Annotated in this window: 16 protein-coding genes; 6 read left to right on the forward strand and 10 right to left on the reverse strand. The window is 69.4% G+C overall.

Annotated elements, in window-relative coordinates:
• The 4 genes from ACOFKS_RS11395 (at nucleotide 1) to ppa (ending at nucleotide 4980) form a co-directional block, all read left to right on the forward strand.
• Nucleotides 1-1641: a DNA methyltransferase gene (locus ACOFKS_RS11395; protein WP_419809364.1), complete on the forward strand. Its 1641-nt coding sequence runs from the start codon at nucleotides 1-3 to the stop codon at nucleotides 1639-1641.
• A gap of 91 nt (nucleotides 1642-1732) precedes the next feature.
• Nucleotides 1733-2374, forward strand: coding sequence for a DUF1345 domain-containing protein (locus ACOFKS_RS11400; protein WP_419809365.1), 642 nt, complete (start codon nucleotides 1733-1735; stop codon nucleotides 2372-2374).
• Nucleotides 2375-2433: 59 nt separating this feature from the next.
• Nucleotides 2434-4341: a M61 family metallopeptidase gene (locus ACOFKS_RS11405; protein WP_419809366.1), complete on the forward strand. Its 1908-nt coding sequence runs from the start codon at nucleotides 2434-2436 to the stop codon at nucleotides 4339-4341.
• Nucleotides 4342-4398: 57 nt separating this feature from the next.
• Nucleotides 4399-4980 carry an inorganic diphosphatase gene (gene ppa, locus ACOFKS_RS11410; protein ID WP_419809367.1) on the forward strand — a complete coding sequence of 194 codons (582 nt, stop codon included), beginning with the start codon at nucleotides 4399-4401 and terminating at the stop codon, nucleotides 4978-4980.
• A gap of 9 nt (nucleotides 4981-4989) precedes the next feature.
• Here the strand turns inward: ppa and ACOFKS_RS11415 are convergent, their stop codons facing one another.
• The 8 genes from ACOFKS_RS11415 to ACOFKS_RS11450 are packed head-to-tail and all read right to left on the reverse strand — an operon-like array spanning nucleotide 4990 to nucleotide 9797.
• Entirely contained in the window at nucleotides 4990-5355 is a 366-nt protein-coding gene (locus ACOFKS_RS11415) for a TfoX/Sxy family protein (protein ID WP_419809368.1), read from the reverse strand.
• Entirely contained in the window at nucleotides 5355-5828 is a 474-nt protein-coding gene (locus ACOFKS_RS11420) for an N-acetyltransferase family protein (RefSeq protein WP_419809369.1), read from the reverse strand. The genes ACOFKS_RS11415 and ACOFKS_RS11420 overlap by 1 nt, the downstream gene beginning before the upstream one ends.
• The gene (locus ACOFKS_RS11425; RefSeq protein WP_419809370.1) at nucleotides 5825-6721 is read right to left on the reverse strand and encodes a DMT family transporter; all 897 of its coding nucleotides are present in this window, start codon (nucleotides 6719-6721) and stop codon (nucleotides 5825-5827) included. The genes ACOFKS_RS11420 and ACOFKS_RS11425 overlap by 4 nt, the downstream gene beginning before the upstream one ends.
• Nucleotides 6718-7104: a PIN domain-containing protein gene (locus tag ACOFKS_RS11430; protein WP_419809371.1), complete on the reverse strand. Its 387-nt coding sequence runs from the start codon at nucleotides 7102-7104 to the stop codon at nucleotides 6718-6720. Before ACOFKS_RS11430 ends, ACOFKS_RS11425 begins: the two co-directional genes overlap by 4 nt.
• Nucleotides 7101-7349, reverse strand: a complete 249-nt coding sequence (locus tag ACOFKS_RS11435; protein WP_419809372.1) for an AbrB/MazE/SpoVT family DNA-binding domain-containing protein — start codon at nucleotides 7347-7349, stop codon at nucleotides 7101-7103. Before ACOFKS_RS11435 ends, ACOFKS_RS11430 begins: the two co-directional genes overlap by 4 nt.
• Nucleotides 7350-7385: 36 nt before the next feature.
• Nucleotides 7386-8510, reverse strand: coding sequence for a flavodoxin-dependent (E)-4-hydroxy-3-methylbut-2-enyl-diphosphate synthase (gene ispG / locus ACOFKS_RS11440; RefSeq protein WP_419809373.1), 1125 nt, complete (start codon nucleotides 8508-8510; stop codon nucleotides 7386-7388).
• 41 nt (nucleotides 8511-8551) lie between these two features.
• Nucleotides 8552-9130 carry an EAL domain-containing protein gene (locus ACOFKS_RS11445; protein ID WP_419809374.1) on the reverse strand — a complete coding sequence of 193 codons (579 nt, stop codon included), beginning with the start codon at nucleotides 9128-9130 and terminating at the stop codon, nucleotides 8552-8554.
• Between the two features lie 28 nt (nucleotides 9131-9158).
• Nucleotides 9159-9797, reverse strand: coding sequence for a GAF domain-containing protein (locus ACOFKS_RS11450; RefSeq protein ID WP_419809375.1), 639 nt, complete (start codon nucleotides 9795-9797; stop codon nucleotides 9159-9161).
• 78 nt (nucleotides 9798-9875) lie between these two features.
• On the opposite strand from ACOFKS_RS11450, the gene ACOFKS_RS11455 reads away from it, so the two are divergent.
• Together ACOFKS_RS11455 and ACOFKS_RS11460 are read left to right on the forward strand one after the other, a co-directional pair.
• Nucleotides 9876-10796: an isoaspartyl peptidase/L-asparaginase family protein gene (locus tag ACOFKS_RS11455; protein ID WP_419809376.1), complete on the forward strand. Its 921-nt coding sequence runs from the start codon at nucleotides 9876-9878 to the stop codon at nucleotides 10794-10796.
• A gap of 53 nt (nucleotides 10797-10849) precedes the next feature.
• Nucleotides 10850-11710 carry a S1/P1 nuclease gene (locus ACOFKS_RS11460; RefSeq protein ID WP_419809377.1) on the forward strand — a complete coding sequence of 287 codons (861 nt, stop codon included), beginning with the start codon at nucleotides 10850-10852 and terminating at the stop codon, nucleotides 11708-11710.
• 32 nt (nucleotides 11711-11742) lie between these two features.
• Here the strand turns inward: ACOFKS_RS11460 and ACOFKS_RS11465 are convergent, their stop codons facing one another.
• Both ACOFKS_RS11465 and ACOFKS_RS11470 read right to left on the reverse strand, forming a co-directional pair.
• On the reverse strand, nucleotides 11743-11937 hold the full coding sequence (locus tag ACOFKS_RS11465) for a toxin-antitoxin system HicB family antitoxin (protein WP_419809378.1): 195 nt from the start codon (nucleotides 11935-11937) through the stop codon (nucleotides 11743-11745).
• 1 nt (nucleotide 11938) lies between these two features.
• Nucleotides 11939-12666 (reverse strand): SPFH domain-containing protein (locus ACOFKS_RS11470; protein WP_419809379.1); only part of this gene is annotated, 728 nt, incomplete at its 5' end.

Here is a 12666-nt window from a genome sequence, read left to right on the forward strand (position 1 = left end):
ATGCAGCCCAACCACCCCGGCAACCGCCTCTACTACGGCGACAATCTTGCCGTGCTGCGCGAGCAGATCGCCGATGCATCGGTGGACCTCGTCTATCTCGACCCGCCGTTCAATTCGAACGCGACCTACAACATCCTCTTCCGCTCGCCGACCGGTGTCGGCGCGGACGCGCAGATCGAGGCGTTCGAGGACAGCTGGCACTGGAACGACACCGCCGAGGACGCCTTCGATCAGGTCGCGCGGTCGGGCAACACCAAGGCGTTCGACCTGTTGAACGCGATGCGCGCGTTCCTGGGCGAGAACGACATGATGGCGTATCTGGCGATGATGGCGGTGCGGCTGCTGGAACTGCACCGTGTGCTGAAGCCGACGGGCAGCCTCTATCTCCACTGCGACCCGACCGCGTCGCATTATCTCAAGCTGCTGCTCGACGGGGTATTCGGGCCGCGGCTCTACAGGAACGAGATCATCTGGAAGCGGCAGAGCGCCCATAGCGACGCGCGCCACAAGTTTGCCGACGTAAGCGATACGATCCTCTTCTACGCGCGCTCCCCAGAGGCTAGGTTCGCGCCGGTCTACGCACCGCATGACCCGGACTATGTGTCGAAATTCTATCGTCATGACGATCTGGACGGACGCGGCCAGTATCGGCTCGGCGATGCGGCGAGCCCCAACCCGCGTCCCAACCTGATGTATGAGTGGCAGGGCTACTCCTATCCGGCGAAGGGTTGGCGCTACGAACGCGCGACGATGCAGCGCCTGCATGACGAGGGCCGTCTGCATTACCCTACCACGGCGTCCGGTGACCCCGACCTGAGCAAACGGATCGCGCTCAAGCGCTATCTGGACGAGCAGCAGGGTTCGATCGTCACGAACGTGTGGACGGACATCAACCCCTTGAACGCTGCCGGTCGCGAGGCGCTCGGCTATCCCACCCAGAAGCCGCTGGCGCTGCTCGAACGCATCGTCGCCGCGTCGTCCAATCCCGGCGACGTCGTGCTCGACCCGTTCTGCGGCTGCGGCACCGCCGTCCATGCCGCGCAGAAGCTGGGCCGCCAGTGGGTAGGGATCGACGTGACGCACCTCGCGATCAGCCTGATCGAGAAACGGTTGCGCGATGCGTTCCCCGGCGTCGGCTTCACCGTCGAGGGCACGCCCAAGGACCTCGCCAGCGCGCAGGACCTGGCCGCACGCGACAAATACCAGTTCCAGTGGTGGGCGGTGTCGATGGTCGACGCGATGCCGTACGGCGGCAAGAAGAAGGGCGCGGACGGCGGCGTCGACGGCGTGATCTATTTCAAGCCCGACGGCAAACGCACCGAAAAGGCGATCGTCTCGGTCAAGGGCGGCGCCAATGTCGGCGTGCAGATGATCCGCGATCTCCATTCCGCGATGGAGCGCGAGAAGGCACCGATCGGCGTGTTCATCACCGCCGCGATGCCGACCAGCGTCATGGAACGCGAGGCGGCGGCGGTGGGCCGCTTCACCGCCGAACAGACCGGCCGCAGCCATGCGCGGTTGCAGATCATCACGCTGGCCGAGCTGTTCGCGGGCAAGCGACCGGACATTCCGCTGGTCGAAGCCAACCTCTCGTTCCGCAAGGCGGCGCTGGAGGAAAAGGCGCAGGATCGGCTGCTGTAGGGATCGGAAGAAGAAGCGGGACCCCGCTCAGGGCCGGGATGACGAGGGTGGACGCTAGGCGCGGACCCGGATGCGCGGTATCGTCGCGGCCATGCTGGAAAGACTGGGCCGCACCATTGCGCCGCCGCGCTTCATCATCTTCTGCCTGCTGTTCGCGGGCGCGAGCGCCGCGCTGGCGGGGCCGATGGGGCTCGGGCGCGGCGTGCTGGCCGGGTTCGACATCGCCGCCGCCGCGTTCCTGCTGTCGCTGGCGCCGCTGCTCGGCCAGGGCGAGGCGCACCAGATGCGCGAACGTGCCAAGGGCAACGACGCCAATCGCGGCGTCCTGCTCGCGATCACGGGCGTCACCTCGCTGGTCGTCCTGGTGGCGGTGTTCAAGGAGGTGCAGAGCAAGTCCGACCATGCCGCGACCGCGCTGGTCGTCGCGACGCTGGCGCTGGCGTGGCTGTTCTCCAACACCGTCTACGCGCTCCACTACGCACACCTCTATTACGGCGACGACAACGGCCGGCCGGGCGACGACAAGGGGCTGGAGTTCCCGCATTGCGACGAGCCCGATTACTGGGACTTCGTCTATTTCAGCTTCACGCTGGGGATGACGTTCCAGACCTCCGACGTCGATATCACCGCGCGCGCGGTGCGGCGGGTGGTGATCGGGCATTGCCTCGCCGCGTTCGTCTTCAACCTGGGCGTGCTCGCCTTTTCGATCAACGTGCTCGGCAGCGGTGGATAGCGCTGGACGCCCGGCGGTGCCCGCGCCTAACGCGCGGTAACCCCTCGCGAAAGTGCCCGATGCGCCTCCCCGTCCTCGCTACCCTGCTCCTCTCCACCGCCGCCGTCTCGCAGGTGCCCGCCGGCAACTCGGCGCCGCAGCCGGTGCCGGTCGTCGATACGATCCCCGCGCCGCGCGACGTGCCCTATCCCGGCACGATCCAGCTCGACATCGACGCCACCAACACCGACCAGGGCATCTTCGTCACGCACGAGCAGATCCCGGTCGCCCGCGCCGGACCCATGGTGCTGCTGTTCCCGAAATGGATGCCCGGCGGCCATTCGCCACGCGGCGAGCTGGAGAAGCTGGCCGGGCTGCACATCCGCGCCGGCGGGCGCGAGCTGCGGTGGACGCGCGATCCGGTCGACGTCTTCGCGTTCCATATCGACGTGCCGACGGGTGCGCGGCGGCTCGACATCGACCTGCAGTTCCTGTCCTCGGTAAAGGCGGACCAGGGCTCGATCGTGATGTCGCCCAATATCCTGCGACTGCAATGGAACTCGATGAGCCTCTATCCGGCGGGCTATTACACCCGGCAGATCCCGGTGCAGGCGACGGTCAAGTATCCGGCCGGCTGGACCGCCTATTCGGGGCTGGCCTCGACCAGATCGGGCACGACCTACACCTATCAGCGGACCAATTACGAGGTGCTGGTCGACTCGCCGGCGATGGCGGGCCGCTATGCGCGGTCGTGGCAGCTGTCCCCGCGCGTCTTCCTCGACACCGTCGCCGACACGCCCGAACAGCTGAACGCCAACCCGGCCCAGATCGACGCGCACAAGCGGCTGGTCGAGCAGGCGGTCCGCACCTTCGGCGCGCAGCATTACGACAATTACCACTTCCTGTTCTCGATCTCCGACCAGATGGGCGGCATCGGGCTGGAGCATCATCGCTCGTCGGAGGACGGGACCAAGCCCGGCTATTTCACCGAGTGGGAGGCGAACGCGCAGGCGCGCAACCTGCTGCCGCACGAATACACGCATAGCTGGGACGGCAAGTTCCGGCGTGGCGCCGACCTGTGGACGCCCAACTTTTCGGTGCCGATGCGCGACTCGCTGCTGTGGGTGTACGAGGGGCAGACGCAGTTCTGGGGCTATGTGCTGCAGGCGCGCAGCGGGCTGGTGTCGAAGCAGGAGACGCTGGACCAATATGCGCTGATCGCCGGCAGCTACGACCTCGCGCCCGCGCGGGAGTGGCGGCCGATGGTGGATACCACCAACGACCCGATCATCTCGATGCGCCGGCCCAAGGGTTGGGTCAGCTGGCAGCGGTCGGAGGATTATTACAACGAAGGGCTGATGGTGTGGATGGAGGTCGACGCCATGCTCCGCCGCCAGTCGGGGGGTACGAAATCGATCGACGACTTCGCGCGCGCCTTCTTCGGCATCCGCGACGGCGACTGGGGCGAGGTGACCTATACGTTCGACGACGTGGCGAGCACGCTCAACGCGATCCAGCCTTATGACTGGGCCGGGTTCCTGCGCCAGCGGCTGACCGAGACGGGCAAGCCCGCGCCGGTGAACGGCTTCGCGATGAACGGCTATCGGCTGGTCTACACCGCCGAGCCGACGCTCGCCTATCGCGGCGCGGAGCGCGCCAAGGGGACCGACGTCAGCTATTCGCTGGGGCTGGTGATCGACAAGGACAGCGTCGTCACGCAGACGATCTGGAACGGGCCGGCGTTCAAGGCGGGGTTCAAGGTCGGCGTGACGGTGCTGGCGGTCAACGGCGACGCCTATACCGGCGACCGGCTGAAGGCCGCGATCGTGGCGGCCAAGGGCACCACCGCGCCGATCCAGCTGACGATCAAGGATGGTCAGCGGGTGCGGCAGATCGCGGTCGACTATCACGACGGCCCCCGCTACCCGCGCCTGGAGCGGACCGGCACGGGCGACGCGGGGCTGGACCGCCTGCTCGCGCCGAGGTGAGTTTGTCGCGCCTCGTTGGCGCGACGCGCTGCACCAGAACGAAACAAAGGACCAAGCATGCGTATCGACCTGATCCCGACGGGCAAGAACCCGCCCGAGGACCTGAACGTCATCATCGAGGTGCCGACCGGCGGCGAGCCGGTGAAGTACGAGTTCGACAAGGCGTCCGGCGCGCTGTTCGTGGACCGTATCCTGCACACGCCGATGCGCTATCCGGCGAACTACGGCTTCGTGCCGCACACGCTCAGCCCCGACGGCGACCCGCTGGACGCGCTGGTGATCGCGCGGTCGCCCTTCATCCCCGGTTGCGTGGTGCGGGCGCGGCCGATCGCGGTGCTCAACCTGGAGGACGAAGCCGGCGGCGACGAGAAGCTGGTCTGCGTCCCGGTCGATTCGACCTTTCCCTATTACTCCAACGTCGGCGAGCGGGGGGATATGCCGGAGATCGTGTTCGAGCAGATCGAGCACTTCTTCACGCACTACAAGGATCTGGAGAAGAAGAAGTGGGTGCGGATCGGCACCTGGGGCGATGCGGAGGAAGCCAAGCGCATCACGCTGGAGGCGATCGATCGCTACAACGAAGCGAAGAAGGCAGGCGAGGAGCCTCACCGGCACGACGAGGTCGCCGGCCGCGACTGACGCCCGTTGTCACGCCTGCGTTCCGTGGCCGGCCTTGCGACGCCTGGCCGGTGCCCGCCGCCCCGCCGCCAGCGCCAGTGCGGCCCAACCCCGGAGCGCGTCCGCATCGTCGTAGCAATCGTCGGGTGCGCGCCGGTAGTTCATGCTCGCGGTGCCGCCGTCGCGTTCATAGGTGAACCGCACGCACCCGGCCGCGTCCCACTCCGCGTCGGTCTGCGCGTCCGCCTTGAACCACAATGCGTCGAGGCCGAGGATCGCGAAGACCGTGCCGTCGCAATAGAGCGTCCTGCCCCCCATCATCGCGCGGCCGGTGACGGTGCCGAGCGGGGCCATCGCCTCCTCGACCCACGCGACTAAGCCTTCGTCCACCGCCATCAGCCCCGCTCCTTCGCCAGTTTCCGGAGCGCGTCGCCACTGACCCGCTGCACCGTCCACTCGTCCATCCCGACCGCCCCCAGCGCCCGATAGAAGTTCACGGCATCGACGTTCCAGTCGAGCACCGACCATTCGAACCGCGCACAATCCCGCTCGACCGCAAGGCGCGCCAGGTGGCGCAGCAGCGCCGCGCCGACGCCGCGCCCGCGTGCCGCCGGGGTGACGTACAGATCCTCCAGATACAGCCCGCGCCGGCCGGTCCAGGTCGAAAAGTTGTGGAAGAACAGCGCAAAGCCGAGCGGCTCGCCTTTCTCCGCGATGACGGCCTCCGCCGCCGGGTGCGCGCCGAACAGCGCCTCATGCAGCATCGCCTCCGTGGCCTCGACCGCGTCGGGCTCGCGCTCGAACGCGGCAAGGTCGCGGACGAAGCGAAGGATCGTCGGCACGTCGGCGGGCGTGGCAGGACGAATCACAATAGCGCCTCCTGCGGCAGCCGCGCCGGCCGTCGGATCGCGAGCAGGCAACCACCGACGATCAGCACCGCGCCCGCCACCGTCGCGGGCGTCAGCGCCTCGTCGAAGAACCACCAGCCGAGCAGCGACAGCCAGACGAAGCCGGTATATTCGGTCGCGACCAGCTGCTGCGCCTGCGCGCGCGCATAGGCCCAGGAGAGCATCAAGAGCGACACGGTGGAGAACAGCGCCGCCGCCGCGAGCAGCGGCCATTGCGCGGTGACGGGCGCCACCGCCGCCCACGGCGCGAACGGCAGCAGCAACGCGAACACGGTCAGCGTCTGGAAAAACGCGATCTCGCGCGGGCTGGCCTGCTGCGCCTGGTGCCGTTGCAGCACGAGGTTGATCGCGTAGAGCAATGCCGACGCGATCACCGCCGCGATCCCCTCGACGACGCGCGGGCCGTGCGGCGCGTCGAGCCGCCCGGCGACGATCGCGGCGACCCCCGCCAGCCCCAGGCACGATCCCGCCACCGCACGCGCGTTCACCGCCTCGTGGAGGAACAGTCCCGCCAGCCAGATCGCCAGCAGCGGCGCGAAGAACGAGATCGCGACCGCCTCCGCCAGCGGCACCAGCGTGATCGCATGGAACCACAGCACCGCCATCGCGGCGACCACGACACCGCGCCCGACGTGCAGCCGCAACAGCGCGGGAGTGGGCCAGGGCGCCCGCGCCGTGAACCAGAGCAGTCCCGTCACCCCGACCCCGACCAGCGTCCGCCACAACAAGGCGCTGTAGGCGCCGAGCGCGAGGCCCAGCCCCTTCATCAGCGCGTCCATGCAGCAGAAGATCGCGATGCCGACGCAGGCGACGGCGAACGCGCGCGTCGGCGCCGGCGCGACGGCGGAGGTCAACGGATTTGCCGCACGTCCACTCCGACGGCATCGGCGATGTCGGACAGACGTTTGTCGGCGGTGTAGAGCGGTAGCGAGCGCCGCCGCGCCAGCGCCAGACACGCACGGTCGCCGATCCCGGCCCCTGCGGACCTGCTCGACTCCCGAAGTCTCGCCGCCTCAAGCGCCATTTCGAGATCGAACGCGACCACCTGCACCTCGTACCGGCGCAGGATCGACAGCACGGCCTCGACGCTCGCACCACGCTCCACGCCCCGTGAACAACATTCAGAGACGTTGATCGCGGTCATCGAGCTGCCCTTGATGACGCCGGCAACCATCTCGGCACCGCGCTCGCCCAGCATGAGCGCCATCGCCGCCGCCGCGTCGATGACCGCCGTCATCCCTCGTCGCCCCAATCCGCCCGATTCTCCCGAACGAACTGTTCGACGGTGTAGTCGGGACCGAAGATCGCCCGCGCCTCGCGCTGGGTCTCGCGCACTACCTGCTCGAAGGTCTTGACCGACAAACCGCCATCGGGGTCACGGGCGACGACGAGCGTATCGCCGTCCCTGATCCCGAACTCACGCCGCAGGTCGGCCGGGATCACGATCTTGCCACCGGCGATCACTTTTGCATGATAGGTCATGTCGGCGCTCCCAGGTCCTGAGCGATAGCACAGGACCTACGCCGCCACTACCTCCCGCGCCGCATCCGCCGCGTCGATCTCCGCCGCCTTGCTCTCGACCAGCCGCACGATGTGGTCGATCATCCCTTCGTCCTGGACATGGTGGTCGGTGACGCCCGAGAGATAGACCATGTGCTTGCCGTTACCGCCGCCGGTGATGCCGATGTCGGTCTCGCGCGCTTCGCCGGGGCCGTTGACGACGCAGCCCAGCACCGACAGCGACATCGGCGTGCGGATGTGCTGGAGCCGCTCCTCCAGCGCCTGGACGGTGCGGATGACGTCGAAGCCCTGGCGCGCGCACGACGGGCACGACACCACGCGGACGCCGCGGTTGCGGATGCCCAGCGCCTTGAGGATCTCGAACCCGACGCGGACTTCCTCCTCCGGCTCGGCGGACAGCGAGACGCGGATGGTGTCGCCGATGCCGTACCAAAGCAGCGAGCCGATCCCGATCGCGCTCTTGACCGTGCCGCCGACGAACCCGCCCGCCTCGGTGATGCCGAGATGCAGCGGGCAGTCGACCTGCTCGGCGAGCTGTTGATAGGCGGCGACCGCGAGGAACAGGTCGGACGCCTTCACCGCGACCTTGAACTCGTGGAAATCGTGATCCTGCAACAGCTTGATGTGGTCGAGCGCCGACTCGACCAGTGCGTCCGGGCAGGGCTCGCCATATTTCTCCAGCAGGTGGCGCTCCAGGGAGCCGCCGTTGACGCCGATGCGGATCGCGCAGCCGTTCGCCTTGGCGGCGTCGACGACTTCCTTGACCCGCGACGCCGAGCCGATGTTGCCGGGGTTGATCCGCAGGCACGCCGCCCCCGCGTCCGCCGCCTCCAGCGCGCGTTTGTAGTGGAAGTGGATGTCCGCGACGATCGGCACGCGCGCGGCGCGGACGATCTGCTTCAGCGCGGCGGTCGACTCGACGTCGGGGCACGAGACGCGGATGATGTCGACGCCCGCGTCCTCGCAACGGCGGATCTGGTCGATCGTGGCACGCGGATCGCTGGTGGGCGTGTTGGTCATGGTCTGCACCGTCACCGGCGCGTCGCCGCCGACCGGCACGTTGCCGACCATGATCTGCCGCGAAGGGCGCCGCGCGATATCGCGCCAGGGACGGATGGACATGTAGCCCGATATAGGCCCGCTCGGTGCGCGAAGGAAGCGCGTCAGGCCACCAGACGCACCGCCATCGGTTCCTGACCCGCCATCGTGGTGCCGAGCAGCACCCGGCTCGCGGCGACGGGGGGCAGCGCGCGGCTGAACAGCCAGCCCTGCACATGATCGACTCCCAGCGCCGCCAGCGTCGCGCGCTCCTCCTCGCGCTCGACGCCTTCCGCGACGATCTGTGCGCCGAGGTGGCGGGCGAAGCTCACCATCGCCTCGATCAGCGCGCGGCGGGCGGGGTCCCGATCGACGTCGCGGACGAGGCCGATGTCCAGCTTCAGGATGTCGGGCCGGAGCTCGAGAATGTGGCGCAGGCCGGCATAGCCCGCGCCGACGTCGTCGATCGCGAGGCGGACATGGCCGTCGAGCGGCGCCAGCGCGGCGCGCAGCGCGCGGCAGTCGGCCACCGCCTCGTGCTCGGTGATCTCCAGCACCACGCGGCCCGCCGGGACGGCCAGCAGGAGCGCATGGAGCGCCGGTGACACCGCCACCGCCGGCGAGACGTTGATGCCGAGGTGATGGGGCGCCGGTACATAGGGCAGCGTCAGCAGCGCCGCGCGCACCGCCGCGAGCTCCAGCACCTCGCCCAGGCCGGCAACGCCCGCTTCCTCAAAACCAGTCGGACGGCGGCCGCTCCGACGCGTCGGCGAAGCGGGCGAGCGCCTCCACCCCGACCGGCGCACCGTCGCTCAGCCGATAGACCGGCTGGAGCAGGATCGCGGGCTGGCCGCCCGCGACCGCCGCCTCGATCCGGTCGATCACCGTGGCGCGACCGCGCGCGCGATCGAGATCGCCCTCGATCTGCACCGCCGCCAGCGCCGCGAACGCGTGCAGCGCGGCGAGGTCGCGGCCGGTGAGCGAACGGTCGGCGGCGCGGCTGAGACAGCAGAAGCTGCCATAGACGCTGCCGTCCTTCAGCCGGATCGGCACGTCCATATGGCAGCCGACCGGGAGCGCGTTGGTGATCGGCAGCGTCTGCGCCAGCGGGAAGTCGGCCGCGTCCTGGATCAACTCGGGCAGATTGCCCTGGAGGACGTGCCAGCAATAGGTGTCTTCGTTCGGCTCGCTGTCGCCGGGCCGGTGCGGCACCGGCAGCTCGGTGCGGATATGCGTGAACTGGCGCCGGTCGCCGACGTAGCGCGCGGCGAAGGCGATCTCCACGCCGAAATGGACACGGACCGCGTCGAGGATCGAGTCGACCGGATCGGGCTGCGTCGCCACGCCGACGGACAATGCGGTGCCGATCATCGAACCCTCCACGGGCCTGTCATGACCCGAAGGTGTTTCGATTGTGTTGAGCCGCCGCGGTCGGGTAGCGGGCGGCGGATGAGCTGGACCCTGATGATTCATGGCGGCGCGGGCCGTATCGAGCGGGCGCGAACCTCGCCCGAAGCCGACGCGGCGGTGCGTGCGGCGCTGGGGGTGGCGCTCGACGCGGGCGGCGCGGTGCTGGCGGACGGTGGTGGGGCGCTGGACGCGGTGGAGGCGGCGGTGCGGGTGCTGGAGGACGATCCGCACTTCAACGCCGGTCGCGGCGCGGCGCTGACCGCGAGCGGGACGGCGGAGCTGGACGCGGCGGTGATGGACGGCCGCGCGAAGGCCGCCGGCGCGGTGGCGCGGGTCAGCTTCACCCGCTCGCCGGTGGCACTGGCGCGCGCGGTGATGGAGCGGAGCCCGCACGTCTTCCTCGCGGGCATCGGCGCCGACGCCTTTTCGCGCGAGAGCGGCTGCGCGCAGGTGGACAACGGATGGTTCGTCACCGACGAACGCCGCGCCAATCTGGCCGAGCTGCTGGCGCGCGGCGCCGACGCCTATGACGTCGACATGAAATACGGCACCGTCGGGGCGGTGGCGCGCGATGCGGACGGGCATGTCGCGGCGGCGACCTCCACCGGCGGGGTGACGGGCAAGCGCTGGGGTCGGGTCGGCGACTCGCCGGTGATCGGCGCGGGCACCTGGGCCGACGACCGGGGCTGCGCGGTGTCGTGCACCGGCGCGGGCGAGTTCTTCCTGCGCGTCGGCGTCGCCCACGCCATCGACGCGCGCGTGCGGTTGCTGGGCGAAGCGCCGGCGGTCGCGATCGACGCGGTGCTGGCGGAGGTGACGGAACTGGGCGGCACCGGCGGGGTGATCGTGGTCGGCAGGGACGGCGAGGCGGCGTGGCGGTTCACGACGCCGGGGATGAACCGCGCGATCAGGACGAGCGACGGCGCGACCCGCGTCGCGCTTTACGGGGACGAGGGGTAATCCCTTCGATTTCCGCGCTTTCGTGGCGAAGGCGTCGAGCGTAGGGCGCGGCGATGCGCTTCCTCCTCGCCGCCGCCCTCGCCGCCGTTGCCCTCACCGTCGCCTCGCCCGCGCCGGCCTATTGGGAATACGGCCATCAGACCATTGCGCGGATCGCGATGGCGAATGTGTCGCCGCGCACGGCGCGCGCGGTGCGGCGCATCCTCGCCGATCAGGCGTTGCTGGCGACCCCGGCATGCCCCGCCGGGACGCCCGCCGACGCGGCGGTGTGGGCGGATTGCGTCAAGCCGCTGAAGGACGCGGCCGGGGAATCGCGCTTTGGCTTCGCCTATAGCTGGCACTTTCAGGACGTGAACATCTGCCGGCCGTTCGACCTCGTCCCGGCCTGCAAGGACGGCAACTGCGTCTCCGCGCAGATCGAGCGCGACGTGGCGCTGTTGCGCGCGCCGGGCACCTCGCGTCACGACCGGGTGCAGGCGCTCGCCTTTCTGCTCCACTTCGTCGGCGACCTGCATCAGCCGCTGCACGCGGGCGAAAAGGACGATCAGGGCGGCAACAAGATCGCCGCTGCCTATGGCATCTATGCGCCGAGCCGCTTCAACCTGCATTCGATCTGGGATGGGCCGCTGGCGGAGCGCGCGATCACCAGCGGGCCGTCGCTGGTCCGCCGTTATCCCGCCGCCGAGCGCCGCCGGATCGCGACAGGGACGGTGACCGACTGGAGCCGCGAGGCGTGGCAGGTGTCGCACGACGTCGTCTATGCCAGCGCGCTCGGCGGCGATCCGTGTGCGCCCAGCCCGGCGCGGGTGACGCTGGACGAGGCGACGATCGCGCGGCTGGTGCCGGTCGCGCGGCTAGAGGTGGAGCGCGGCGGGTTGCGGTTGGCGAAGCTGCTGGACGCGGCGCTGGGTTGAGCCTGTTCCCTCGCCCCGGAAGGAAGGGGAAGTCATGCCTCCCCTGGCGGCCGACCGCGCTTCACCGGCACGGGATCGTCCAGCTTGATCCCCCGCCGCGCCAGCGCCTCGCGCAGCAGGCATTCGATCTCCGCATTGACGCTGCGGAGGTCGCACGCCGCCGCGCGCTCGATCGCGGCATGGAGCGCCGGATCGAGGCGGAGCGGGAAGGCCTTCTTCGCCGACACGCTATTGGTACAGCGAGCCCGCGTTGACGACCGGCTGCGTGTCGCGCTCGCCGCACAGCACGACCATCAGGTTGGAGACCATCGCCGCGCGGCGCTCGTCGTCCAGCTCGACGACGTTCTTCGCCGACAGCTGCGCCAGCGCCATCTCGACCATGCCGACCGCGCCCTCGACCAGCGTGGTGCGCGCCGCGACCACCGCCTGCGCCTGTTGCCGCCGCAGCATCGCGCCCGCGATCTCCTGCGCATAGGCCAGGTGCGTGAAGCCGCATTCGTCGACGGTGATGCCGCTGACCGACAGCCGCGCGATCAGTTCCGCGCGCAGCTCCGCGCCGACCTGATCGTGGTTGCCGCGCAGCGTCACCTCCTGATGCTCGAAATCGTCGTAGGGATAGCGCGAGCCGATCGTCCGCACCGCCGCCTCGACCTGCACCATCACGAAGGCGCGATAGTCGTCGACGTCGAACAGCGCCTGCGCGGTGTCGGTGACGCGCCACACCACCTGTGCCGCCATCTCGATCGGGTTGCCGCGCAGGTCGTTGACCTTGATCCGGTCGGAGATGACGTTGTTCGCGCGGACCGACACCTTGCGCCGGATCAGCCAAGGCAGCACCCAGCGCAGCCCCGCCGTCCGATCGGTGCCCTTGTAGCTGCCGAACAGCGTGATCGCGGCGGCCTGATTGGGCTGGAGCATGTAGAAGCCCGGCAGCACGAACACGAACACCGCGATCG

Origin of the sequence: Sphingomonas sp., from assembly GCF_965200135.1 — a bacterium.
GTDB lineage: Bacteria > Pseudomonadota > Alphaproteobacteria > Sphingomonadales > Sphingomonadaceae > Sphingomonas.

What these genes read in the sequence shown, in the direction of transcription:
- ACOFKS_RS11405 (WP_419809366.1), top strand. Translation starts at nt 2,434, where the DNA reads ATGCGCCTCCCCGTCCTCGCTACCCTGCTCCTCTCCACCGCCGCCGTC.
- ACOFKS_RS11435 (WP_419809372.1), bottom strand. Translation starts at nt 7,349, where the DNA reads ATGACCTATCATGCAAAAGTGATCGCCGGTGGCAAGATCGTGATCCCG.
- ACOFKS_RS11430 (WP_419809371.1), bottom strand. Translation starts at nt 7,104, where the DNA reads ATGACGGCGGTCATCGACGCGGCGGCGGCGATGGCGCTCATGCTGGGC.
- ACOFKS_RS11395 (WP_419809364.1), top strand. Translation starts at nt 1, where the DNA reads ATGCAGCCCAACCACCCCGGCAACCGCCTCTACTACGGCGACAATCTT.
- ppa (WP_419809367.1), top strand. Translation starts at nt 4,399, where the DNA reads ATGCGTATCGACCTGATCCCGACGGGCAAGAACCCGCCCGAGGACCTG.
- ACOFKS_RS11400 (WP_419809365.1), top strand. Translation starts at nt 1,733, where the DNA reads ATGCTGGAAAGACTGGGCCGCACCATTGCGCCGCCGCGCTTCATCATC.
- ACOFKS_RS11450 (WP_419809375.1), bottom strand. Translation starts at nt 9,797, where the DNA reads ATGATCGGCACCGCATTGTCCGTCGGCGTGGCGACGCAGCCCGATCCG.
- ACOFKS_RS11455 (WP_419809376.1), top strand. Translation starts at nt 9,876, where the DNA reads ATGAGCTGGACCCTGATGATTCATGGCGGCGCGGGCCGTATCGAGCGG.
- ispG (WP_419809373.1), bottom strand. Translation starts at nt 8,510, where the DNA reads ATGTCCATCCGTCCCTGGCGCGATATCGCGCGGCGCCCTTCGCGGCAG.
- ACOFKS_RS11460 (WP_419809377.1), top strand. Translation starts at nt 10,850, where the DNA reads ATGCGCTTCCTCCTCGCCGCCGCCCTCGCCGCCGTTGCCCTCACCGTC.
- ACOFKS_RS11415 (WP_419809368.1), bottom strand. Translation starts at nt 5,355, where the DNA reads ATGGCGGTGGACGAAGGCTTAGTCGCGTGGGTCGAGGAGGCGATGGCC.